Annotated in this window: 26 protein-coding genes; 21 read left to right on the top strand and 5 right to left on the bottom strand. The window is 72.4% G+C overall.

Annotation, left to right across the window (positions count from 1 at the left end):
* Positions 1–57: 57 nt before the first annotated feature.
* The 7 genes from RM780_RS08185 (at position 58) to RM780_RS27815 (ending at position 3,340) form a co-directional block, all read left to right on the top strand.
* Positions 58–267 (top strand): hypothetical protein, encoded by a 210-nt coding sequence (locus RM780_RS08185; RefSeq protein ID WP_311629880.1) that lies wholly within the window; start codon positions 58–60, stop codon positions 265–267.
* The gene (locus tag RM780_RS08190; RefSeq protein WP_311629881.1) at positions 254–760 is read left to right on the top strand and encodes a DUF6879 family protein; all 507 of its coding nucleotides are present in this window, start codon (positions 254–256) and stop codon (positions 758–760) included. Before RM780_RS08185 ends, RM780_RS08190 begins: the two co-directional genes overlap by 14 nt.
* Positions 757–1,599 (top strand): helix-turn-helix domain-containing protein, encoded by an 843-nt coding sequence (locus RM780_RS08195; protein WP_311629882.1) that lies wholly within the window; start codon positions 757–759, stop codon positions 1,597–1,599. Before RM780_RS08190 ends, RM780_RS08195 begins: the two co-directional genes overlap by 4 nt.
* 87 nt (positions 1,600–1,686) lie before the next feature.
* Positions 1,687–2,121 carry a glycine-rich domain-containing protein gene (locus RM780_RS08200; protein WP_311629883.1) on the top strand — a complete coding sequence of 145 codons (435 nt, stop codon included), beginning with the start codon at positions 1,687–1,689 and terminating at the stop codon, positions 2,119–2,121.
* A gap of 82 nt (positions 2,122–2,203) precedes the next feature.
* Positions 2,204–2,764: a class I SAM-dependent methyltransferase gene (locus tag RM780_RS08205; RefSeq protein WP_311629884.1), complete on the top strand. Its 561-nt coding sequence runs from the start codon at positions 2,204–2,206 to the stop codon at positions 2,762–2,764.
* A 28-nt stretch (positions 2,765–2,792) separates the two neighbouring features.
* Positions 2,793–3,227 (top strand): DUF6879 family protein, encoded by a 435-nt coding sequence (locus RM780_RS08210; protein WP_311629885.1) that lies wholly within the window; start codon positions 2,793–2,795, stop codon positions 3,225–3,227.
* Positions 3,173–3,340, top strand: coding sequence for a DUF6879 family protein (locus RM780_RS27815; protein ID WP_394812918.1), 168 nt, complete (start codon positions 3,173–3,175; stop codon positions 3,338–3,340). Before RM780_RS08210 ends, RM780_RS27815 begins: the two co-directional genes overlap by 55 nt.
* Here the strand turns inward: RM780_RS27815 and RM780_RS08215 are convergent.
* On the bottom strand, positions 3,312–3,530 hold the full coding sequence (locus RM780_RS08215) for a DUF397 domain-containing protein (protein WP_311629886.1): 219 nt from the start codon (positions 3,528–3,530) through the stop codon (positions 3,312–3,314). The two genes, RM780_RS27815 and RM780_RS08215, sit on opposite strands and share 29 nt — an antisense overlap.
* Positions 3,514–4,350 (bottom strand): helix-turn-helix domain-containing protein, encoded by an 837-nt coding sequence (locus tag RM780_RS08220; RefSeq protein WP_311629887.1) that lies wholly within the window; start codon positions 4,348–4,350, stop codon positions 3,514–3,516. The genes RM780_RS08215 and RM780_RS08220 overlap by 17 nt, the downstream gene beginning before the upstream one ends.
* A 214-nt stretch (positions 4,351–4,564) precedes the next feature.
* Between RM780_RS08220 and RM780_RS08225 the strand changes: the two genes are divergently transcribed.
* The 9 genes from RM780_RS08225 to vanX all read left to right on the top strand — a co-directional run bounded on the left by RM780_RS08225 (position 4,565) and on the right by vanX (position 11,756).
* Positions 4,565–4,921 carry a DUF7848 domain-containing protein gene (locus RM780_RS08225; protein ID WP_311629888.1) on the top strand — a complete coding sequence of 119 codons (357 nt, stop codon included), beginning with the start codon at positions 4,565–4,567 and terminating at the stop codon, positions 4,919–4,921.
* Positions 4,918–5,145 carry a hypothetical protein gene (locus tag RM780_RS08230; RefSeq protein ID WP_311629889.1) on the top strand — a complete coding sequence of 76 codons (228 nt, stop codon included), beginning with the start codon at positions 4,918–4,920 and terminating at the stop codon, positions 5,143–5,145. Before RM780_RS08225 ends, RM780_RS08230 begins: the two co-directional genes overlap by 4 nt.
* 48 nt (positions 5,146–5,193) lie before the next feature.
* Positions 5,194–5,739 (top strand): hypothetical protein, encoded by a 546-nt coding sequence (locus RM780_RS08235; protein ID WP_311629890.1) that lies wholly within the window; start codon positions 5,194–5,196, stop codon positions 5,737–5,739.
* A gap of 95 nt (positions 5,740–5,834) precedes the next feature.
* On the top strand, positions 5,835–6,956 hold the full coding sequence (locus RM780_RS08240; RefSeq protein WP_394812920.1) for a lipid II:glycine glycyltransferase FemX: 1,122 nt from the start codon (positions 5,835–5,837) through the stop codon (positions 6,954–6,956).
* Entirely contained in the window at positions 6,953–7,627 is a 675-nt protein-coding gene (locus RM780_RS08245) for a VanZ family protein (protein WP_311629892.1), read from the top strand. Before RM780_RS08240 ends, RM780_RS08245 begins: the two co-directional genes overlap by 4 nt.
* Positions 7,624–8,985: a UDP-N-acetylmuramoyl-tripeptide--D-alanyl-D-alanine ligase gene (locus RM780_RS08250; protein ID WP_311629893.1), complete on the top strand. Its 1,362-nt coding sequence runs from the start codon at positions 7,624–7,626 to the stop codon at positions 8,983–8,985. The genes RM780_RS08245 and RM780_RS08250 overlap by 4 nt, the downstream gene beginning before the upstream one ends.
* Before the next feature lie 164 nt (positions 8,986–9,149).
* A complete protein-coding gene (locus tag RM780_RS08255; RefSeq protein ID WP_311629894.1) occupies positions 9,150–10,118 on the top strand; it encodes a D-isomer specific 2-hydroxyacid dehydrogenase family protein in 969 nt (322 codons plus the stop codon).
* Positions 10,111–11,151 carry a D-alanine--(R)-lactate ligase gene (vanA, locus tag RM780_RS08260; protein WP_311629895.1) on the top strand — a complete coding sequence of 347 codons (1,041 nt, stop codon included), beginning with the start codon at positions 10,111–10,113 and terminating at the stop codon, positions 11,149–11,151. Before RM780_RS08255 ends, vanA begins: the two co-directional genes overlap by 8 nt.
* Complete coding sequence (vanX, locus tag RM780_RS08265) at positions 11,148–11,756, top strand: D-Ala-D-Ala dipeptidase VanX (RefSeq protein ID WP_311629896.1); 609 nt, start codon at positions 11,148–11,150, stop codon at positions 11,754–11,756. The genes vanA and vanX overlap by 4 nt, the downstream gene beginning before the upstream one ends.
* A gap of 80 nt (positions 11,757–11,836) precedes the next feature.
* Here vanX and RM780_RS08270 read toward each other — a convergent pair whose 3' ends face one another.
* Together RM780_RS08270 and RM780_RS08275 are read right to left on the bottom strand one after the other, a co-directional pair.
* On the bottom strand, positions 11,837–12,946 hold the full coding sequence (locus RM780_RS08270; protein WP_311629897.1) for a sensor histidine kinase: 1,110 nt from the start codon (positions 12,944–12,946) through the stop codon (positions 11,837–11,839).
* Complete coding sequence (locus tag RM780_RS08275) at positions 12,939–13,655, bottom strand: response regulator transcription factor (RefSeq protein ID WP_311629898.1); 717 nt, start codon at positions 13,653–13,655, stop codon at positions 12,939–12,941. Before RM780_RS08275 ends, RM780_RS08270 begins: the two co-directional genes overlap by 8 nt.
* Before the next feature lie 124 nt (positions 13,656–13,779).
* Here RM780_RS08275 and RM780_RS08280 point away from each other — a divergent pair, with 124 nt between their 5' ends.
* Together RM780_RS08280 and RM780_RS08285 are read left to right on the top strand one after the other, a co-directional pair.
* A complete protein-coding gene (locus RM780_RS08280; protein WP_311629899.1) occupies positions 13,780–14,427 on the top strand; it encodes a M15 family metallopeptidase in 648 nt (215 codons plus the stop codon).
* A 151-nt stretch (positions 14,428–14,578) separates the two neighbouring features.
* The gene (locus tag RM780_RS08285; RefSeq protein ID WP_311629900.1) at positions 14,579–15,358 is read left to right on the top strand and encodes an alpha/beta fold hydrolase; all 780 of its coding nucleotides are present in this window, start codon (positions 14,579–14,581) and stop codon (positions 15,356–15,358) included.
* A gap of 41 nt (positions 15,359–15,399) precedes the next feature.
* Here the strand turns inward: RM780_RS08285 and RM780_RS08290 are convergent, their stop codons facing one another.
* Positions 15,400–16,425, bottom strand: coding sequence for an ATP-dependent 6-phosphofructokinase (locus RM780_RS08290; RefSeq protein WP_311629901.1), 1,026 nt, complete (start codon positions 16,423–16,425; stop codon positions 15,400–15,402).
* 234 nt (positions 16,426–16,659) lie between these two features.
* On the opposite strand from RM780_RS08290, the gene pta reads away from it, so the two are divergent.
* From pta to pyk, 3 genes are all read left to right on the top strand, one after another.
* Positions 16,660–18,774, top strand: a complete 2,115-nt coding sequence (gene pta, locus RM780_RS08295) for a phosphate acetyltransferase (protein ID WP_311629902.1) — start codon at positions 16,660–16,662, stop codon at positions 18,772–18,774.
* Complete coding sequence (locus tag RM780_RS08300) at positions 18,771–19,988, top strand: acetate kinase (protein ID WP_311629903.1); 1,218 nt, start codon at positions 18,771–18,773, stop codon at positions 19,986–19,988. The genes pta and RM780_RS08300 overlap by 4 nt, the downstream gene beginning before the upstream one ends.
* An 82-nt stretch (positions 19,989–20,070) precedes the next feature.
* Entirely contained in the window at positions 20,071–21,501 is a 1,431-nt protein-coding gene (gene pyk / locus RM780_RS08305) for a pyruvate kinase (RefSeq protein WP_311629904.1), read from the top strand.
* The last annotated feature ends 49 nt before the right edge of the window (positions 21,502–21,550 follow it).

The raw sequence follows: 21,550 nt of genomic DNA on the forward strand, positions 1-21,550 counted from the left end.
TGACCTGCCATGCCCCCTCCGACAGCCTCGGAGTAACGGCCGATCGGAAGGATCAGCATGCTGCGGAAACTCTCAGGCGGGGACGACGACTGCCGGGAGGGAACGTGCCCCACCCTCTGGGGCACCGAGGACGCCGCCCATTACCTCGTCCAGGGCTACGTCGTCACTGACCCGGAGCACTTGAGGCAGATCAGCGCACCGGAAGGCGAAGCCGTCGTGAGAGTTCCGGCCGACGTTCTGGAGAGGTACTTCCGTGCTAACCGGTGAAGAATTCGGCAGGCTCTTCGAGACCTTCGGAACGTCCGCCTTCCGGCTCGAAACTCTCGCCGCCTACGACGTCGAGGCAGAACGCAAGGAATTCGAGGGCTTCCTGAGAGGAGAGCCCATCCCCCGGGACTGGGCCGAGGACAACCCCTGGGTCCGCTCGATGACCCGTCAGGGCAAGTCCGTCGCCCGGGTCCACGTCGTCCGCTCCCCGCTCTCCGCCTATCTGCGCTTCGAATTCGCCGCCTACCCGGGCAACATCGCGGCCGGCGAGAGCATCGGGATCATCGACCTCGCGCGCGGGGAAGTCCCCGGCCTCCCCGACCACGACTTCTGGCTCTTCGACGACGCCCGGGTCCTCCGCATGCACTACACGGACTCGGGCGCCTTCCTCGGCGCCGAACCCCTGCCGGACAACAGGCTGGCCGAGTACCGGCGTTACCGCGACATCGCCCTCGCGCACGCTGTCTCTTTCGCGGAGTACCAGCACGATTGAGCCAGGCACCACAGCAAGACCTTGGACGAGCCCTGCGGGCACTGCGCCAAGCCTCCGGACATACCGGCGCTGCCGTTGCCCGCAGGGCCTCCATGTCCGCCGCCAAGCTCTCCAAGATCGAGAACGGTCGGGTCCTGCCCTCGGTGGCGGACGTTGAGTTCATCCTCACCGCGCTGGAGGTGGGGGAGGCGGCGAAAGCGGACTTCCTCACCCTGGCCCGCGCCGCCGCTGTTGAGGCCACCGCCTGGCGGGAGCTCCGCCGCACGGGCCACTGGAAACACCAGGAGGCCATCCGGGCCATCGAGAAGGGGACGACCGTCCTGCGACTCTTCCAGGGGCAGTTGATCCCCGGCCTGCTCCAGACTCCCGACTACATGTCGGCCGTCTTCTCGCTTCCACCCGGCCTCACGGAGGCCGGCATGGCGAGGAGTGTCGCCACACGACTTACACGCCAGGCGGTACTGCATGAGAAGGGACGCACCTTCCACTTCCTCATCTGCGAACACGTCCTGCGGTGGCGGGTGTGCGGGCCCGCGGTCATGGCAGCGCAACTGGACCGGCTCATCTCCCTGTCCCACTTGCCCAACGTGACGATCGGCATCCTTCCTCTGAGCCGTCCGATGCCCGACTTCCCCATGAACTGCTTCAGCGCTCACGACGACAGACTCGTGATCGTTGAGACCTTCCACGCAGAGATCACCACACGGAACCCACGCGACGTCGCCCTGTACCTCGCCACTTTCGCATCGTTCGACTCCGTCGCCCTCCACGGGAACGACATGCGGCGCCTGCTTACCGATATCCGCGAAGAATTCTTTCGACAACAGGAAAGCGACTAGAGAGGACTGGGGACACGACGCGAGACTCGATGCAGGACGCAATACTGCGGTTCCTCGCCAGAGAAGGGACGAAAGATGGAAACAGCCGTGCGAAGCCGCGACCCGCGCACGTGCGTCACCCCGCAGGTCTGGGAACGACAGGTGCGGCTCATCATGCGCGACCACGCCCTGGAGAGGGCGACAGCGGAACGCACCTTCGCCCAGACCGTGGCCTATCTCGTCACCTCGGCCGAGCGGCCCGACGTGGAGATGGGGCCAGCTCGCCTGGTGGACCTGGGCGTGCACACCTTCGTCCTCGACACGGTCAACTACACCGAATTCTGCCTGGCGCACGCGGGACGCTACATCCACCACGTTCCGCACCTGCCCGAAGAGAAGCCGGGTCAGCCGTACGTCCTGAGGGGCACCATCCAGGCGATCCGCGAGGCGGGGTTCGCGATCGACCGTGAGTTGTGGAACGCCAAAGAGGTGGACTGCCACCAGTGCCACGCCTGTTGCAGCAACAGCCCCAGCAACCCCTGAGCGAACGGCTGCCGTGGAAGCAAGAGACGCGTGGGAGCGCTACGCCAGAAGTCCCCGTGCGCCACGCCGTGAGGTCAACGCCGTGGGAGCCCGGACCTGGCTGAACTGGACACAGTATCCGGACCACGGCCCCGACGAGTCACTGCTCGGGGAGGTGGCCGGACGCACCGTCGTGGAACTGGGGTCGGGCAGCGGCTGCAACCTGGCCCACCTCGCGACGGTCGGCGCCCAGTGCATCGGCGTGGACATCGCCCCGAGCCAGCGGGAGAAGGCCGTGGCGCGGTGGGGACGGCTGCCGGGCCTCAGCTTCCACACGGCGGACGCGGCCGAGTTCCTGGCGGAGCGGACCACGCAAGTCGACATCGTCCTGTCGATCTTCGGCGCCGTCTGGTTCACCGACCCCGCGCGCCTGCTCCCCCTGATTCGCGAACGCCTCGCCCCCGGCGGGGCGTTCGTCTTCTCCCAACGGCCACCGGACGAGGATCGCCCCTGCGGTACACGAGCCGTCCGCCGCTGGGACCTGAGCCCCGACGAATGGACCCGCCGCCTCTTCTCGGCCGGCTTCACCCGGACCGAGGCCGGCATCCTCCCGCCCCCTGCGGGCGAGCGCGTGGGAACGCTCCTCGTGCGAGCCCGTGCGTGACCGTCCGCTCTGGGGAAGGACTTCGGGCATGCGCTTGGCCACGGCCGCAGGACGCGACGCTCTCTTCACGACCTTCAGGAAGGACGCCTTCCACCTGGAACTCAAGGACGAGTACCGCGTCTCCATCGAGGACGGCCCCTACGCGACGTGGCGGAACGGCCAGCCCGACGACTACGCGTGGTTCCGGCCCTGGCTGGAACAGACGCACGCGCTCACCGCGTCGGGCAAGACCGTCCGCCGGGTGCGCGTCGTCACCGAGCCCGTCACGGAGTACATCCGGTGGGAACTGGAGCTGACGCCGATGAACCACGCGGCGGGCGAGGAGATCCGCTGGCTGCCGCGCCACCGGCTCCCGGCCGGGCTCGAATTCCGGCGGGAGGGCGGGACTGGTGGCTCTTCGACGGCGAGATGCTGGCCGTTACCCACTTCCGCCCCGACGGCAAATTCGAGGGCGCGGAGCTGACTGACGACCCGGCGGTCGTTGCCTCGTCCGTGCGGGCGCGTGATCGGCTGTGGGCACTGGCCGATTCCTATGAAGACTTCTGGCTCAACCGCGAGGCAAATCGGCCCGCTTGACGGCGGTGACGAATGACGACCAGCTGCCTATCGGGAAGAGAACGGCCGGGCCGTGGGGTGCTTTGCTGTCGCGGACGGGGACGGCGGAGGGGTAGCCGTCGGAGACTTCGATGCATCCGCCGTGCGGATTATCGCTGTAAGTTGACTTGCGCCAATTACTCAATGCGGAGGCGTCAGGAATCCTGCTCATCTTCGTACTCTCTCAGGTAGCTGCGAATGATTTCGCGAGACTGCTGAACCGGCAGCGCCTTGTCGCACGCCACTTGGAAGAGCTGAGCCAACTCGGCGACTCTTCTGGGCGATTCTACTACCTCTCCTGTGCGGAAGCTCTCGACAAGACCCACCGTCCCGCCCTCGCGCGGCGAGAGGAGCGTGAGCCCGCCGCCGAGCATCGCGTGGGCGCCCTGGCCGAAGGGGAGGATCTGGAGGGTGATGTACGGGTTCTCGACCGCCTCAAGCACCGCGCGGAGCTGCTCAGACATGCACGTCGGGCCTCCAACGGCCCTCCGAAGCGCCGCCTCGTCCACGATGGCCCAGAAGTAGGGGGGCTCATCTCCTTCGAAGATCGATTTGCGCTTCATCCGCGCATCGACGCGCGTCTTGAGCTGGTCCTCGTTCTCAGTGGGTACCCCTGCCTGGAACAGTTCGAGGGCGTAAGCGGGCGTCTGGAGCAGCCCCGGGATCACACTGCTGGTGAAGACCTGGATGCGCACCGCATTCCGCTCCTTGCCGATCACAGCCCGACTGTAATCCCGGATCACGCTCTCCCGCGCCACATCCAGAAGTTCCGCGAAGAGACCGTCCGCGTCGAACCGCTTGTCGAGCGCCGCAGCCAGGTCTTCGGACGGTAGTTGTTTGCCGCTCTCGACGCGGTGGATGTAGGGATGGGGAAATCGGATCTCCGCCGCGAGGTCGCGCAGCGACAGATTCTCCCTCTTGCGCAGTCTTTCGAGGCGCCGCGCCAGCATCGCATGCGGCGCACTCCGGCCGTCCTGAGGAGTCAACTCCATGCCTTCGAACCTCCGTGCGCCTATGGGCTGTTCACCGCGAGACTTTGGGAACGGCCGGACCATGTACCGCGCCTGACCGCTAGGCAATAGTTGATAGCCACAAGGCCCGTTCCGGGTCAATACCGCGCTCCGCGGGGCGCGAGGAAAACGAGGCCCCGGCGACGGCTGTCACCGTCCCGGGGGTGGCCACCAACGAACCCAGAAAGTTGACGACATGACGCAGGCTAAGGCGCCCGGACCGGGGCCGGAAGGACCGCTCGGGGAGTTGGAGGGGCTGGTGCGGCAACTGGCCGCCCTGCGGGGGCGGTTCGATGCGCACATGGGGCGGGAGCCGGAGGTCGTGCTGCGGGGCGCGCAGTGGGCCGTTGCCGCCGAGCGGCAGGAGAACGTTCGCACCGTGCGGTGCCTGGGGTGCACCGCCGAGGCCGGGGACAGCGTGACGCTGCCGGGCGGGGTGTGGGCGATCGAGCACGCGCGGCGGAACGGTGAGGCGCACCGGGACTTCCTGGTGACCTCGTTGCGCGGCTGGCGCGTGGTTCCGGCCGGTCCGGCGATGGCGGGGCGGCCGTGACGGGCGATGGCGGGCTCGTACCGGTGACGCTCGTCGTGGACGCGGGCACCGTGCGGCGGGGCGACGAGATCCTGATGGGCGGGCAGGTGCTGACCGTCCGGGATCTGCGGGCCGTGGGCCGGGGCGGCAGGTTTCTGGAGTTCGCGAGTGGCGAGACGTTCACGATGCGGCCCTCGACCGTGCTGTGGGCCACCCGGCGGGTGAGTCCGCGGGTGAGGGCCTGAGTACCTGTACTCAGGCGCGGCGGGCGGGCGTTCGCTCGAATAAGGGGCATGACAACGCCGCCGCAGGATGAGACGCCCGACATCGCCGGACGGATTGCCGCCGCCGTGGTGGGGATCGCCGTGCTGCTCTTCCTCCTCGGCCGGGGCTGCACCGCCCTGGCCCGGGAGTTGGAGGAGTCGATGGATCCCTACGCCGACGTGGAGGAGGTCACCGGCGCGGGCAGCAGCGCGTTCGACCCGGCCCAGGCGGGAGAGACGGTGCGGTGGGAGGACGGTCTGGAGGTGACGGTGGACCGGCTGCGGCGGGTGCCCGCCGCCGGGGCGTGCTTCGCCTGGACCGTGACGCTGGACAACGGGAGCGACGAGGCCGTGGACATCGCGGCGGGCTACTCCCTCGCCGAGGAGCTGACCGTTCCGCCGGGTGAGGAGGAGTGGGACGTCGACGGCGCCGCCTTCCCCGGCCGGCTTGCCCCCGGGGAGCGGGCCCGGTTGTCCAGGGAGGGGTGCGTGCCGGCGGGCAGCGCGGTGATCGGGTACCGGATCAGCACGGCGGACATTCGCGACGACGCGCACTGGGCGCTGCCCCTCGGGTGAGGAGTCCCGGCCGGGGCGGGAGCACATATCGTCCGTGTATCGGAAAGCGCATACGTGGGGGCAACACCGGTCCGGGTTCAGTAGGCCGTGTGCATGTGAGTGTGGAGCCGATCAGTGTCGCCGAGCATCTGGCGTTCGTGCGGAAGCAGCGGGCGGTCAGCTTTTTGCAGACTCCGGGGTGGGGGCGGGTCAAGACCGAGTGGCGGAGTGAGTCGCTGGGGTGGTACGCCGGGCGGAAGCTGGTGGGGGCGGGGCTCGTGCTGCATCGGCCGGTGCCTCGGTTGCGGCGGTACACGCTGGCCTATCTGCCGCAGGGGCCGGCCATCGACTGGGGCGGCGAGCTGGGCGACTGGCTCGATCCGCTCGCGGCGTACCTGAAGGCCAACGGCGCCTTCGCGATCCGGCTGGGCCCGCCCGTGCGCACGCACGCCTGGAGCGCCGAGCGCGTCAAGGAGGGCCTGGCGGACCCCGGCGTCACGCGGCTGACCGAGCTGCCCGGCCCACAGGCCGACCCGGTCGGGGCCCTCGTCGCGGGGCGGCTGCGGGAGGGCGGCTGGCTGCCGCAGAGCCCCGAGGACGGATTCGGCGTCGGGCAGCCGCAGTTCACCTACGAGGTGCCGCTGGCCGGGCGGTCCGAGGAGGACGTGCTGCGGGGGATGAACCAGCTCTGGCGCCGGAACATCAAGCGGGCGGCCAGGGAGGGCGTCGAGGTCACGGTCGGGGACGACCTGAGAGCGTTTCACGAGCTGTATGTCCATACGGCTGAGAGGGACAACTTCACGCCCCGCCCGCTGCGTTACTTCGAGACCATGTTCGCGGCGATGAGCGCCGAGGCCCCCGAGCGGATCCGGCTCTACCTCGCCCGCCACCAGGGCGATCCGGTCGCCGCCGCCATCCTGGTGCGCGTCGGCGCCCGGGCCTGGTACACCTACGGCGCCTCCTCCACCGCGAAGCGGGAGGTGCGCGGCTCCAACGCCTGCCAGTGGGCGATGATCCGCGATGCGCTGCGCGAGGGCTGCGAGGTGTACGACCTGCGCGGGATCACCCCGACCCTGGACGCCGGTGACCCGCAGGTCGGGCTGGTGCAGTTCAAGGCCGGCACCGGCGGCGAGGCCGTCCGGAACGTCGGGGAGTGGGACCTGCCGCTGCGGCCGATCGCCTACCGGGCGTTCGACCTCTACATGCGGCGGCGCGAGCAGGCGAGGCGGCGCCGGTGAGGACGACGACCGGGGGGCCGGCGATCGGAGGGCAGACGGCCCTCGCGGAGCCCGGCCCGCGCCCGCCGCAGCCGAAGGAGAGCCCGCAGTGGGAGGACCGGCGCGGAACGCTGGTCGCGCTGTTCGCGCTCTACCTCGCCCTGCTGATCTGGGCCGTGCTGTGGAAGCTCGGAGTCCCCGGCGCCGACACGGGGGGTTGGCGCCGGGTGAAGCTGACCCCGTTCGTGTCCAGCGACGGGGACGGGGCCAGCGAGCCCTCCGAGGTCGTGGCGAACCTGCTGCTCTTCGTGCCCCTCGGGGTCTACCTCGGGCTGCTCGCGCCGCGGTGCCGGTGGTGGAACGCCCTGGGCGCGGGCGCCGCGGTGAGCCTCGCGCTGGAGACGGTTCAGTACGTCCTGGCCCTCGGCGGCTCGGACTCCACCGACGTGCTGGTCAACGCCGCCGGGACGCTGGCCGGGTTCGGCCTGCTCGGCCTGACGCGCGTCGGGCTCAGGGCGCGGACGGCGGCGGTGGCGACGCGGGTCTGCCTGCTGGGGAGCGTGCTGGCCGTGCTCGCGTGCGGGGCCTTCTTCGCCTCGCCCGTGCGGTACGCGGAGCGGGACGTGCAGCGCGACGTGCCGCCCGCCCCCGCGCACGCGACGCCGCCGCACCGGGGAGCCGGTGCGCCGTGATCCCGCTCAGCCTCGGGGAGATCGCGGCGGTGGTCGGCGGGAGCGTCGCGGGCGACCGCACGGTGAGGGTGACCGCGCCCGCCGTGCTGGACGGCCGGCAGGCCGAGCCGGGCGGCCTCTTCGTCGCCTTCGCCGGCGAGCGCGTGGACGGCCACGACTACGCCGCCCAGGCCGCCCGGGCCGGAGCGGTGGCCGTGCTCGGCTCCCGGCCCACGCCCCTGCCCACCGTCCTCGTCGGGAACGTCCGGGCCGCGCTCCAGGCCCTCGCCGCCCACGTCGTGGCCCGGCTGCGCGAGGGTCTGACCGTCCTCGCGGTGACCGGGTCCCAGGGCAAGACCGGCACCAAGGACCTGCTGGGCGCCGTGATGGCCCAGGCCGCGCCGACGGTCGCCACCCTCGGCAACCTCAACAACCAGCTCGGCGTGCCCCTCACCATGCTGCGCGCCGACGCGAGCACCCGCTTCCTCGTGCTGGAGATGGGCGCCCGCGGCGTCGGGGACATCGCGGAGCTGACCGGCCTGGTCGCGCCCGACGTCGCCGTCGTCCTCAACGTCGGCCAGGCCCACCTCGGCCCGTTCGGCTCCCGCGCGGCCATCGCGGAGGGCAAGAGCGAGCTGGTGCGGGGGCTCGCGCCCGGTGGCACCGCCGTCCTGAACGCCGACGACCCCCGGGTGGTCGCGATGCGCGCCCTGGCGGACGGCCCGGTGCTGACGTTCGGCCACACCCGGCACGCCGACGTGCGGGTGCGCGGCCTGGAGCTGGACCGGCTCGGCCGCCCGTCGTTCACCCTGCGGACCGCCGGCGCCTCGGCCCCGGTCGCGCTGCCGCTGGTGGGCGCACACCAGGCGCTCAACGCCTCGGCCGCCGCCGCGGCAGGGCTGGCGGCCGGCGTCCCCCTCGGCGCGACGGCGGCGGCGCTGCCCACCGCCCCGCTGACGCGGTGGCGCCTGGAGCCGCGCGAACTGGCGGGCGGCGCGCGGCTGTTGAACGACTCCTACAATGCCAACCCCGACTCCACCCGCGCCGCCCTGGACGCGCTGGCGGCCGTCGAGGGCCGCCGCCGCATCGCCGTCCTGGGCGAGATGCTCGAACTCGGGGACGCCGCCGAGGCGGAGCACCGCGCCATCGGGGAGTACGCCGCCTCCCGGGCCGACGTGGTCCTGGCGGTCGGGAAGGGCGCCCGCCCGATCGCCCTCGGCGCGGGAACGGCCGCGGCAGAGGCCGCAGACAACGAGGCGGCCGTCGCCTGGCTGCGGCGGCACCTCGCCGCCGGCGACCTCGTCCTCGTCAAGGCCTCCCGGGGGGCGCGCCTCGACGAGGTCGCCGCCGCGCTCGCGCGCTGCGAAAGCGACGCGTGAGCGGAAAAGGCAGGCCCGGAACATATCGCCGGCATATCGAAAAGCGGATACGCGACGGCAACGCGCCCCTCTCTTGAATAGGGGACATGAGCCCGAGAGAAACAGCGCGAGCGGCGGTCCGCCCCACCGGGCCACCCGCATTTCCCGACCCCCCTGCCACCCCGGTGACGGGAATCACCGTGTACGGATGCGGGGAGGACGAGGCCCTTCTTTTCCGGAAGCTGGCGCCCCGCTTCGGGGTGCTTCCCACACTCACCGAGGCGGCCGTTTCCGAGGAGAACGCGAGCCTGGCCCTCGGGAATCGCTGCGTCAGCGTCGGCCACAAGACCCGGGTCACCGGCGCCACCCTCGACGCCCTGGCCCGCGCCGGGGTCGAGTACGTCTCCACCCGGAGCATCGGCCGAAACCACATCGACCTGGCCCACGCGGAGCGCGTCGGCATCACCGTCGGCAATGTCAGCTACTCCCCCGACAGCGTGGCCGACTTCACGCTGATGCTGATGCTGATGGCCGTGCGGCAGGCGAAGTCCCTCGTCCTGCGCGCCGACACCCACGACTACCGGCTGGGCGAGGCCCGCGGCCGGGAGTTGCGGGACCTGACCGTCGGGGTGGTCGGGACGGGCCGCATCGGCGCGGCCGTCATCGACCGGCTGCGCGGCTTCGGCTGCCGGGTGCTGGCCCACGACAGCCGCCCGGGGGCCGCCGCCGACTACGTCCCGCTCGACGAACTGCTGCGGCGCAGCGACCTCGTCACGCTCCACACCCCGCTCACCCCGGAGACCCACCACCTCCTGGACCGCGAGCGGATCGCCCGGATGAAGCGCGGGGCGTTCGTCATCAACACCGGACGCGGCCCGCTGCTCGACACCGAGGCCCTGCTCGCCGCGCTGGAGAGCGGCGCCCTGGGCGGGGCCGCGCTGGACGTGGTGGAGGGCGAGGAGGGCGTCTTCTACGCCGACCGCCGCGACAGGCCCCTCGGGAGCGGGCCGCTGCCCCGGCTGCAGAGCCTGCCGAACGTGCTGATCAGCCCGCACACCGCGTACTACACGGACCACGCCCTGCGCGACACGGTCGAGAACAGCCTCCTCAACTGCCGGAACTTCGAAAGCGAAAGCGGGATACGCCATGGATAGGCTCAGGGTCGGCATCCTCTTCGGGGGCACCACCGAGGAGCACCCCGTCTCCGTCAAGTCCGCCCGCGAGGTCGCCAGGCACCTCGACACCGAGCGGTATCAGCCGTACTGGATCGGCATCACCAGGGGCGGCGCCTGGCGGCTGTGCGACGGCCCCGACGTGGGCTGGGAGACCGGCAACGCCCGCCCGGCCGTTCTCGCGCCGGACCGGGACGTCCACGGGCTGCTCGTCCTGGACGGCGGGCGGTACGAGGCGGTCCGCCTGGACGTCGTGCTGCCGGTCCTGCACGGCAGGCTCGGCGAGGACGGAGCGGCCCAGGGCCTGCTGGAGCTCTCCGGCGTCCCCTACGCCGGCTGCGACGTCCAGAGCTCCGCGCTGTGCATGGACAAGTCCCTCACCTACCTCGTCGCCCGCGGCGCGGGCATCGTGACGCCGGACTTCCGGATCCTCGCGCCGGGCGAGGACGCCGACCCCGGCCGGTTCACGAACCCCGTCTTCGTGAAGCCGGCCCGCTCCGGGTCCTCCTTCGGCGTCACCAAGGTGACGCGCGCCGAGGAGCTGGCGGGCGCGGTGGAGACGGCGCGGCGGTACGACGCGAAAGTGCTGATCGAGGAGGCCGTCTCCGGCAGCGAGGTCGGCTGCGCGGTGCTGGGCAACGACCCGGACCTGGTCACGGGCGAGGTGGACCGCGTCGCCCTCTCCCACGGCTTCTTCCGCATCCACCAGGAGAGCGAGCCCGAGAGCGGCTCAGAGAACGCGACGTTCCTCGTCCCCGCCGACATCCCGGAGGAGTCGCGCGCGCTCGTGCAGGAGACGGCCAAGGCGGTTTACCGGGCCCTGGGCTGCGCGGGCCTGGCGCGCGTGGACCTGTTCCTGAGGGCGGACGGAACGGTGGTGCTCAACGAGGTCAACACGCTGCCCGGCCTGACCTCCTACAGCCGCTACCCGCGGATGATGGCCGCCTCGGGACTGCCGCTCGCCGAGGTCCTCGACCGGCTGGTGTCGTTGGCGCGGACGGGGAAGCAGCGATGAGGGAGGACTTCGCCTTCGTGGACGAGCTGGTCCCCGGCATACGCTGGGACGCCAAGTACGCCACCTGGGACAACTTCACCGGCAGGCCCGTGGACGGCTACGCGGCCAACCGCATCCTCGGCACCAGGGCGCTGTGCGCGGCCCTGGGCAAGGCGCGGGAGCGGGCCGCGGCCCTGGGCTTCGGCCTGCTCCTGTGGGACGGGTACCGGCCCCAGCGGGCGGTGGACTGCTTCGTGCGCTGGTCGGAGCTGCCGGAGGACGGCCGCACCAAGCCGCGGCACTATCCGAACATCGAGCGGCCCGAGATGTTCGAGCGGGGGTACGTGGCGACCAGGTCCGGCCACAGCCGCGGCAGCACCGTCGACCTGACGCTCTACCACCTGGGCAGCGGCGAACTGGCGGCCATGGGCGGCGGCCACGACCTGATGGACCCGGTCTCCCACCACGGGGCGCAGGGCATCACCGCGGCCGAGGAGCGGAACCGCCACTACCTGTGCTCGATCATGGAGGACTGCGGATTCGACCGGTACGACTGCGAGTGGTGGCACTACACGCTGCGGGACGAGCCGTACCCGGACACGTACTTCGACTTCCCCGTGAGGTGACGCGCCTCCCCCGTGAGGTGAACGCCCGCCCGCGGCCCGGCGGGCGGGCGCGGCGGTTGGGGGGCGCGCGCTCGGGGCGTTCAGGGCGCGCGCCGGGCGGCGGGCAGGCGGACCGTGACGCGGAGCCCGCCGCCGGGACGGGGGTTCAGGGAGAGCGTTCCGTCGTGGGCCCGGACGATGCTCTTGGCGATGGCCAGGCCGAGGCCGACGCCCGCCTGGTCGCCGCGGATGCGCTCGGTGCCGCGCTGGAAGGGCTCGGTGAGGGTCGAGACCAGGCGCGGGCTGAGCTGCTCGCCGGTGTTCTCGACCGCGAGGGTGACGGATTCGGGGGCGGCGGCGGTGGTGACGTGCACGGTGCCGCCCGCAGGGAGGTTGTGGACGACGGCGTTGTGCAGGAGGTTCGTCGTCAGCTGGAGCAGCAGGGCGTGCGAGCCGAGGGTGGGGGCGATCTCCCCGGAGGTCTCGATCGCGACGCCGTGCTTCTCCGCGAGGGGCAGCAGCGTCTCGGTGGCCTCCTCCGCGAGGAGGGAGAGGTCGACGTGCTCGGGGGTGAACGACCGCCGGTCGGCGCGGCTGAGCAGCAGCAGGGCCTCGGTCAGCTCGATCGCGCGGGCGTTGACGGCGCGCAGGCGCTCGTCCAGCTCGCCGCCCTGGCGGTCCGGGTCCTTGCGGGCGACATCCAGCAGCGTCTGGGTGATGGCCAGGGGGGTGCGCAGTTCGTGGGAGGCGTTGGCCGCGAATCTCCGCTGCTCGGCGACGTGCGTCTCCAGTCGTTCGAGCATGGCGTCGAAGGCGTCGGCCAGCTCGCGGAACTCGTCCTTGGGGCCTTCGAGTTCGATCCGGTGGGCCAGCGAGCCCCCGGCGGCCTGGCGGGTGGCCTCCGTGATGCGCGTCAGCGGGGCGAGCATGCGGCCGGCGAGGATCCACCCGCCCACGAGGCCGAACACCAGCAGGAACGCCAGCACCGCCGCCGCCCTCGGCGCGAAGGTGCGCAGGAGATGGGACCGGATCGGGAAGATGCCGCCGTTGAGCGTGGACGGGTCCTGGCTGATCAGCGACGCGCGGTCGGGGACGTAGCGCAGGAGGAAGACCCACACGGCGGCGAGCAGCAGGCCGCTGGCCAGCATGAGGAAGCCGGCGTAGCTGAGGGTGAGTTTGAGGCGGACGCTCAGCCCCGGCGTCCTAGGCACGCTCGTCCCCCGCCACCGCGTCCGGCCCGGGACCCGCGCCCGTGCCCGCGCCCGTGTCGATGCGGTACCCCACGCCGGGGACCGTGGCGATCAGGCCCGGCTCCCCGAGCCGCTTGCGCAGGGCCGAGACGGTGATGCGCACGGCGTTGGTGAAGGGGTCGGCGTTCTTGTCCCAGGCGCGCTCCAGCAGCTCCTCGGCGCTGATGACGCCTCCCTCGGCGCCGACGAGGACTTCGAGGACCGCGAACTGCTTGCGCGTCAGCGGGATGTACCGGCCGTCGCGGTAGACCTCGCGGCGGAACGGGTCAAGGCGCAGCCCGGCCAGCTCCCGCACGGGCGGCCTGCTGTGGGCGCGCCTGCGGTCCAGGGCCCGGAGCCGGAGAACGAGCTCCTGGAGCTCGAAGGGCTTGGTGAGGTAGTCGTCGGCGCCCAGCTCGAACCCGGAGACCTTGTCGTCGAGCCGGTCGGCGGCGGTGAGCATCAGGATCGGCATGCCGCTGCCGGAGGCGACGATGCTCTGGGCGATCGCGTCCCCCGAGGGCCCGGGAATGTCGCGGTCGAGGACGGCGATGTCGTAGGCGTTGACGCTCAGCAGCTCCAGAGCGGTGTCCCCGTCCCCGGCGATGTCGGCCGCGATGGCCTCCAATCGCAGTCCGTCGCGGATGGCCTCCGCCATGTAGGGCTCGTCCTCGACGACCAATACGCGCATGCTTCCCATGGTAATGCGGCGGCCGGAAAAGGCCCGTGGCGTTTCCGCGAAAATCCGGCGCATATCGTCGGCCTATCGAAAAGCGCATACGGGCCGGCAACATCGCCCCGCCTTGACTGGCGGCATGAGTCTTTCCGCAGCACGACCGAAGAGCCGCAGGAATGCCGGGTTCATCGCCGGCGGCCTGGCCGCCGCGATCCTCGGAATCCTCGTCCAGCAGTCGGCCTCCTCCCCGGCGCCCTCGTCCGGGGACCTCGCCCGCGGCGGCCCGGAATCCGCGGCTCCCGGAACGGGCGAGCCCATCGCCGCCCCTCCCGCCCTCGGGGAGGACGGCTCGCTGCCCGAGGGGGTCACGCCGTTCGAGGACCGGTACCCGGGCGTGGCCCGGCTCGACCCGGAGCTGCTGCGGGCCCTGCGCGCGGCGGCGGCGGACGCCGCCGCCGAGGGCGTCCGGCTCCAGGTCAACAGCGGGTGGCGCTCCCCCGCGTACCAGGACCGGCTGCTGCGCGAGGCGGTCGCCGAGTACGGCTCGCAGGAGGAGGCCGCCCGGTGGGTCGCCACCGCCGACACCTCGCCGCACGTCTCCGGGGACGCGGTGGACATCGGGCCCTCGGGCTCCGCGCAGTGGCTGGCCGGCCACGGCGCCGCGTACGGGCTGTGCCTCGTCTACCGCAACGAGCCCTGGCACTTCGAGCTGCGCCCGGAGGCGAGCGGCGGGGAGTGCCCGCGGTTGTACGCCGACCCCACCGAGGACCCGCGGATGCGGCGGTGACGGCCGTGGCCGGGCGGGTCGGGCCGGCGTGGGGGCCGCGTTGACTCGCGTGCGTGGATCGAGCCCTTCACCGATGAGTTCCAGGACTCCGGGTGGTCTGCACGGGGGCGGGGGCGTCGGGCCCCGCGCCGGAGCAGATGGAGGAGGAACGGTGGAGAAGACGGTTTCCAAGGACGGTACCGGCATTGCCTACCGGCAGGTGGGGGACGGGGTGCCGGTGGTGCTGGTCAGCCCGGCCACCTGTACGCACGAGGCGGACCTGCCGCTCGCGGGGGAACTGGCGGCGGGCGGGTGCGCGGCGTACGTGTACGACCGGCGCGGGCGCGGGGAGAGCGGGGACACCGCGCCGTACGCGGTGGCGCGCGAAGTGGAGGATCTGGCGGCCGTGATCGAGGCGGCGGGAGGCGCGGCCGGGGTCTACGGGATCTCCTCGGGCGGGGCGCTGGCGCTGGAGGCCGCCGCGAGCGGGCTGCCGATCGTCCGCGTCGCGGTGTACGAGGTGCCGTGGGCGCGGGATCCCACGGTGCTGGCCGGAGCCTCCGCGTACACCGTCGAGTTGGGCGAGCGGCTGGCCGCCGGCGACCGGGGCGGGGCCGTGGAGCTCTTCCTGCGGCGGGTCGGGCTGCCGACCGAGGCGATCGCGGGGATGCGGCAGGCGCCTTTCTGGGCGGGCCTGGTGGCGCTCGCCCCGACGCTGGCCCACGACGACGCGGTGATGGGCGGCGGCGAGGTGCCGGCCGGGCGGCTGGCGCGGATCGCGCAGCCGCTGTGGGCGGGCTGCGGCGGCGCGAGCGCCGAGTGGTTCCGCGACACGGGGCGCGCCATCGCGGCGGCGGCCCAGCGGGGCCGTTACGAAACGCTGGAGGGCCAGGACCACCGGGTGGACACGGCGGTCCTGGCTCCCGTGCTCGCGCGCTTCTTCACGGGCTGAGCCTGGCTGCCGGGCCCCGCGGAGCCGGCGTCACCCGGGGGCTAGAAGACCGCCTCCGTCTCGTCCATTCGGTTCTGCGGGACGCGCTTGAGCTCCATCGTCGCCTGGGCCAGCGGGGTCATCACGATCTCCGTGCCGCGCAGGGCCGTCATCATGCCGAACTCGCCGCGGTGCGCGGCCTCGACGGCGTGCCAGCCGAAGCGGGTGGCCAGAACGCGGTCGTAGGCGGTGGGCGTTCCGCCGCGCTGGATGTGGCCCAGGATCATCGCGCGGGCCTCGGTGCCCAGGCGCTTCTCCAGCTCGCTGGCCATCCGCTGCCCGATGCCGGTGAACCGCTCGTGCCCGTAGGCGTCGATCGCGCCGCGCTCGTAGGGCATCGTGCCCTCGGCCGGGCGGGCGCCCTCGGCGACGCAGATGACGGCGAACTTCTTCCCCCGGGCGAAGCGGTCCTCGATCATCTTGCACAGGTCGTCGAGCTGGAACGGCCGCTCCGGCACGCAGATGCCGTGCGCGCCGCCCGCCATGCCCGCCTCCAGGGCGATCCAGCCGGCGTGCCGCCCCATCACCTCCACGACCATGACCCGCTGGTGCGACTCGGCCGTCGTCTTGAGGCGGTCGATGGCCTCGGTGGCCACACCCACGGCCGTGTCGAAGCCGAAGGTGCGGTCGGTGGCGGAGATGTCGTTGTCGATGGTCTTGGGCACGCCCACCACCGGGATGCCCGCGTCCGACAGCATGCGGGCGGCCGTCAGGGTGCCCTCGCCGCCGATCGGGATCAGCGCGTCCAGGCTCAGCTCCTGCCGGAACGCCTCGGCGTTGTCGCACGCCTCGCGCAGCCGGTTCCGCTCCAGGCGGCTGGACCCGAGGATGGTGCCGCCGCGGGCCAGGATGCCGCTGACCGAGTCGATGTCCAGCTCCCGGTAGCGGCCCTCCAGCAGGCCGCGGAAGCCGTCCTCGAACCCGATCACCTGATCGCCGCGGTCCACCACGGCGCGGTGCACGACCGACCGGATCACGGCGTTGAGGCCGGGGCAGTCGCCGCCCGCGGTCAGAACTCCGATGCGCATGGCTCGCTCTCCTGCTCGCTTGCTCGCTTGTGCTCTGGCTGGGAGGGAGGGGTGGGGGTGGAACGGTTGTGAGCGAGGCCGCACCCTCGCGCGATAGCCGGTGCGTTCCGGATTCTTTCACGACGGCGGGCGCGGATCGAACGGCCTCGGCCCGCCGGGACGCGCGCGGCCGGCGCGCGCGGGAGCCCGCCGCCCGCCGGGGCGGCGCGCCGGAGCCGCCGGTACCGTCGTGGAATGACGCGGAGCGTGTACGTCGCCGGGATCGGGCGGGGAGACGGCCGGCAGGCTGTCGAGCTGGGGATGATGGAGCTGCTGTCCCGCCAGGTGGGGCGGGTGGGCGTGTTCAGGCCGCTGGTGCACCCGGGGCCCGACCCGGTCGGGGAGCTGCTGCGGGCGCGGTACCGGCTGGAGCGGGCGGCGGCGCGCGGGATGACATATCAGGAGGCCGCGGCCCTCCAGGCGGAGCGCGGCCTGAACGAGCTGGTGACGGCCCTGGTGGAGCGTTACCACGCGGCGGCCGGCGGCTACGAGGCGATGCTGGTGCTGGGCACGGACTACGCCGACACGCAACTCCCGGCGGAGCTGACGCTGAACGCCCGGCTGGCGAACGAGTTCGGCGCGGCCGTGCTGCCGGTGGTCTCCGGCCTGGGCCAGGACGCCGCCGCGCTGCTGGCGGAGGTGCGCAACGCCCACCACGCCTTCGCCTCGCTGGGCTGCCAGGTGGTGGCGATGCTCGCCAACCGGGTGCCCGCGGAGGCGGCCGGGGCGGCGCGCGGGGCGCCGGACCTGCCGGTGCCGCTGTACGTGCTGCCGGAGGACCCGGCGCTGGCCGCCCCGACGGTGGCGCAGGCGGCCGAGGCGGTGGGCGCGAAGGTGCTCCAGGGGGACGCGGCCGGGCTGGGCCGGGACGTGCGCGGCTACGTCTTCGGCGGCGCGATGCTGCCCTCGTTCCTGCCGGCGCTGACCGAGGGCTGCCTGGTGATCACGCCCGGGGACCGGGCGGATCTGGTGGTGGGGGCGCTGGCCGCGCACGCCGCGGGCGCCCCGCCGGTGGCCGGGCTGCTGCTGACGCTGGGCGAGCACCCGGGCGAGGAGACGATGGCCCTGGCGGCGCGGCTGGCCCCGGGCACGCCGGTGCTCTCGGTGCCGGGCGGGTCGTTCGCCACGGCCACCGAGCTGTCGGGCCTGGAGGGCCGGCTGACGGCGGAGACGCCGCGGAAGGCGGAGCTGGTGCTGGGCCTGTTCGACACGCACGTGGACGCGGAGGCGCTGACCCGGCGGATCGCGCTGGCGCCCGGGGACCGGGTGACGCCGATGATGTTCGAGCACCGGCTGATCGAGCGTTCCCGGGCGGAGCGGCGGCACGTGGTGCTCCCCGAGGGCACGGAGGACCGGGTGCTGCGGGCGGCGGAGGTGCTGGCGCGGCGGCAGGTGTGCGACCTGACGCTGCTGGGCGAGGAGACGGCCGTCCGCAAGCGGGCCGCGGACCTGGGCATCGACCTGGGCACGGGCGAGGGGATCGCGATCGTGGACCCGGCGTCCTCGCCGCTGCGGGAACGCTTCGCCGAGGTGTACGCGCGGCTTCGGGCGCACCGGGGCGTGACGTTCGAGCTGGCCCACGACGTGGTCGCGGACGTCTCGTACTTCGGGACGCTGATGGTGCGCGAGGGCCTGGCGGACGGGATGGTCTCGGGGGCGGCGCACTCGACGGCGGCGACGATACGCCCGGCCTTCGAGGTGATCCGGACCAAGCCGGGGGTCTCGATCGTCTCCTCGGTCTTCTTCATGTGCCTGGCGGACCGGGTGCTGGTCTACGGCGACTGCGCGGTGAACCCCGACCCGGACGCCACTCAACTGGCGGACATCGCGATCCAGTCGGCGGCGACGGCGGCGGAGTTCGGCGTGGAGCCGCGGATCGCGATGCTGTCGTACTCCACGGGTGAGTCGGGGGCGGGCGCGGACGTGGAGAAGGTGCGGGAGGCGACCGGGCTGGTGCGGCGGCTGAGACCGGATCTGCTGGTGGAGGGGCCGATCCAGTACGACGCGGCCGTGGAGCCCTCGGTGGCGGCGGCGAAGCTGCCGCACTCGCGGGTCGCCGGGCGGGCGACCGTCCTGATCTTCCCCGACCTGAACACCGGCAACAACACGTACAAGGCCGTGCAGCGCTCGGCGGGCGCGGTGGCGGTGGGCCCGGTGCTCCAGGGGCTGCGCAAGCCGGTGAACGACCTGTCGCGCGGCGCGCTGGTGCAGGACATCGTGAATACGGTGGCGATCACCGCCGTCCAGGCCCAGCGGGCCGGGCGCGAGGACCGCGAGCAGGAGCACGGCGAGCAGGAGGCAGGGACATGACGCGCGCGAACCGGGTGCTGGTGCTCAACTCCGGCTCCTCGTCGGTGAAGTACCAGCTACTGGAGATGGAGGGCACCGAGGACGGCGCCCCGGCCCGGCTGGCCGCCGGCCTGGTGGAGCGGATCGGCGAGGGCGGCGGCCGGGTGGCCCACACCCCGCGCGGCGGGAAGCGGCGCGAGCGCGAGCTCGAGGTGCCCGACCACGCCGCCGCGCTGAGGGCCGCCGCCGAGGAGCTGGCCGCCGACGGGCTGCCGCCGGACGCGCCGGACCTGGCGGCGGTGGGGCACCGGGTGGTCCACGGCGGGCAGCGGTTCACCGAGCCGGTGGTCGTGGACGAGGAGGTGCTGGAGGAGATCGAACGCCTGGTCCCGCTGGCCCCGCTGCACAACCCGGCCAACCTCGCGGGCATCCGCACCGCCCGCGCGCTGAACCCGGGCGTTCCCCAGGTGGCGGTCTTCGACACGGCCTTCCACACCACGATCCCCGAGCCCGCCGCCCGCTACGCCCTCGACGCCCGCGTCGCCGAGGAGCACCGCATCCGCCGCTACGGCTTCCACGGCACCTCGCACGCCTACGTCTCCCGGCGCACGGCCGCGCTGCTGGGCCGCGAGCCCGCCGAGGTCAACGTCATCGTGCTGCACCTGGGCAACGGCGCCTCCGCCTCGGCGGTGGCGGGAGGCCGGTGTGTGGAGACCTCGATGGGACTGACTCCGCTTGAGGGGCTGGTGATGGGTACCCGGTCCGGCGACATCGACCCGGCCGTGGTCTTCCTGCTGGCGCGGGTGGCCGGGATGAAGCCCGAGGAGGTGGACGCGCTGCTGAACGAACGCTCGGGGCTGGCCGGGCTGTGCGGGGACAACGACATGCGCGAGGTGCTGCGCCGGGTGGACGAGGGCGATCAACGCGCGCGGCTGGCGTTCGACGTGTACATCCACCGGCTGCGGAAGTACCTCGGCGCGTACACGGCCGTGCTGGGCCGGGTGGACGCGGTGGCGTTCACGGCGGGCGTCGGGGAGAACGCGGCGCGGGTGCGGGCGGCGGCCGTCGAGGGGCTCGACGTGCTGGGTCTGGCCGTTGACGAACGGCTGAACAACGCCCCCGGCCGGGAGCCCCGGATCATCTCTCCCGAGTACGCTCGGACCGCGGTCGCCGTGGTGCCCACGGACGAGGAACTGGAGATCGCCACCCAGGCTTTCGCCCTGGTCACCACCTGAGTTCCGCCCGTGCGCCGAAGAGTGTTCGGATAACCTGACTTTTGATAATTCCCAGACGGAACAAAACGAGAGAGAGCGCCTCATGCGCCGTTCCAAGATCGTCTGCACGCTGGGCCCTGCGGTCGACTCCTTCGAGCAGCTCAAGGCCCTGATCGACGCCGGGATGAACGTGGCCCGGTTCAACTTCAGCCACGGCTCGCACGCGGAGCACGAGGAGCGTTACCACCGGCTCCGCAAGGCGAGCGAGGAGACGGGGCGGCCGATCGGGGTGCTGGCCGACCTCCAGGGGCCGAAGATCCGCCTGGAGACCTTCGCCGACGGGCCCGTGGAGCTGCGGCGGGGCGACGAGTTCACCATCACCACCGAGGACGTGCCCGGGGACCGCACGATCTGCGGCACCACCTACAAGGGCCTGCCCGGGGACGTGGCCAAGGGCGAGACGGTCCTGATCAACGACGGCAACGTCTCCCTCCAGGTGACCGAGGTGGACGGGCCCCGGGTGCGCACCATCGTCATCGAGGGCGGCGTCATCTCCGACCACAAGGGCATCAACCTTCCCGGCGTGGCCGTCAACGTCCCGGCTCTGTCCGAAAAGGACGTGGAGGACCTGGAGTTCGCGCTGCGCCTGGGCGCGGACATGGTCGCACTCTCCTTCGTGCGCAACGCCGCCGACATCCGCGACGTGCACGCCGTGATGGACCGGGTCGGGCACCGGGTGCCGGTGATCGCCAAGGTCGAGAAGCCGCAGGCCGTGGACAACATGGAGGAGGTCGTCCTGGCCTTCGACGGCGTGATGGTGGCGCGCGGCGACCTCGCTGTGGAGTACCCGCTGGAGCGGGTGCCGATGGTGCAGAAGAAGCTGATCGACCTGTGCCGGCGCAACGCCAAGCCGGTGATCGTGGCCACCCAGATGATGGAGTCCATGATCAACAGCTCGCGCCCCACCCGCGCGGAGGCCTCCGACGTGGCCAACGCCATCCTGGACGGCGCGGACGCGGTGATGCTCTCGGCGGAGTCCTCGGTGGGGCGGTACCCGATCGAGACCGTCAAGACCATGTCGCGGATCGTGGTGGCCGCCGAGAAGGACCTCCTCTCGCGCGGGCTCCAGCCGCTGGTGCCGGGCAAGAAGCCGCGCACGCAGGGCGGTTCGGTGGCGCGGGCCGCCTGCGAGATGGCGGACTTCCTCGACGGCAAGGCCCTGGTGGCGTTCACCAAGTCGGGCGACACCGCCCGGCGCCTGTCGCGGTACCGGGCGGTGCAGCCGATCCTGGCCTTCACCTCCGAGCCGGCGACGCGCAATCAGCTCACGCTGAGCTGGGGGGTGGAGACCTTCGTGGTGCCGCACGTGGACCACACCGACGAGATGGTGGAGCTGTGCGACGCGGAGCTGTCGCGGCTCAACCGATTCGCCGTCGGGGACACCATGATCATCACGGCCGGGTCGCCCCCCGGCGTCCCGGGCACGACGAACATGGTGCGGGTGCACCACCTCGGGGGTCACCAGGGGGTCTGACGGCGGCCTTTGACGGCTTCCGACGGCTTCCGACAGCTTCTCTCAGCGG

The organism is Streptomyces boetiae, assembly GCF_031845405.1.
GTDB classification, from domain to species: Bacteria; Actinomycetota; Actinomycetes; order Streptomycetales; family Streptomycetaceae; genus Streptomyces; species Streptomyces boetiae.

Coding starts and splice junctions, on each gene's coding strand:
- vanA (WP_311629895.1), top strand. CDS start 10,111: ATGGATAGGCTCAGGGTCGGCATCCTCTTCGGGGGCACCACCGAGGAG.
- RM780_RS08215 (WP_311629886.1), bottom strand. CDS start 3,530: ATGAGCAGGATTCCTGACGCCTCCGCATTGAGTAATTGGCGCAAGTCA.
- RM780_RS08225 (WP_311629888.1), top strand. CDS start 4,565: ATGACGCAGGCTAAGGCGCCCGGACCGGGGCCGGAAGGACCGCTCGGG.
- RM780_RS08300 (WP_311629903.1), top strand. CDS start 18,771: ATGACGCGCGCGAACCGGGTGCTGGTGCTCAACTCCGGCTCCTCGTCG.
- RM780_RS08220 (WP_311629887.1), bottom strand. CDS start 4,350: ATGGAGTTGACTCCTCAGGACGGCCGGAGTGCGCCGCATGCGATGCTG.
- RM780_RS08290 (WP_311629901.1), bottom strand. CDS start 16,425: ATGCGCATCGGAGTTCTGACCGCGGGCGGCGACTGCCCCGGCCTCAAC.
- RM780_RS08275 (WP_311629898.1), bottom strand. CDS start 13,655: ATGCGCGTATTGGTCGTCGAGGACGAGCCCTACATGGCGGAGGCCATC.
- RM780_RS08210 (WP_311629885.1), top strand. CDS start 2,793: ATGCGCTTGGCCACGGCCGCAGGACGCGACGCTCTCTTCACGACCTTC.
- pta (WP_311629902.1), top strand. CDS start 16,660: ATGACGCGGAGCGTGTACGTCGCCGGGATCGGGCGGGGAGACGGCCGG.
- pyk (WP_311629904.1), top strand. CDS start 20,071: ATGCGCCGTTCCAAGATCGTCTGCACGCTGGGCCCTGCGGTCGACTCC.
- vanX (WP_311629896.1), top strand. CDS start 11,148: ATGAGGGAGGACTTCGCCTTCGTGGACGAGCTGGTCCCCGGCATACGC.
- RM780_RS08235 (WP_311629890.1), top strand. CDS start 5,194: ATGACAACGCCGCCGCAGGATGAGACGCCCGACATCGCCGGACGGATT.
- RM780_RS08185 (WP_311629880.1), top strand. CDS start 58: ATGCTGCGGAAACTCTCAGGCGGGGACGACGACTGCCGGGAGGGAACG.
- RM780_RS27815 (WP_394812918.1), top strand. CDS start 3,173: ATGCTGGCCGTTACCCACTTCCGCCCCGACGGCAAATTCGAGGGCGCG.
- RM780_RS08280 (WP_311629899.1), top strand. CDS start 13,780: ATGAGTCTTTCCGCAGCACGACCGAAGAGCCGCAGGAATGCCGGGTTC.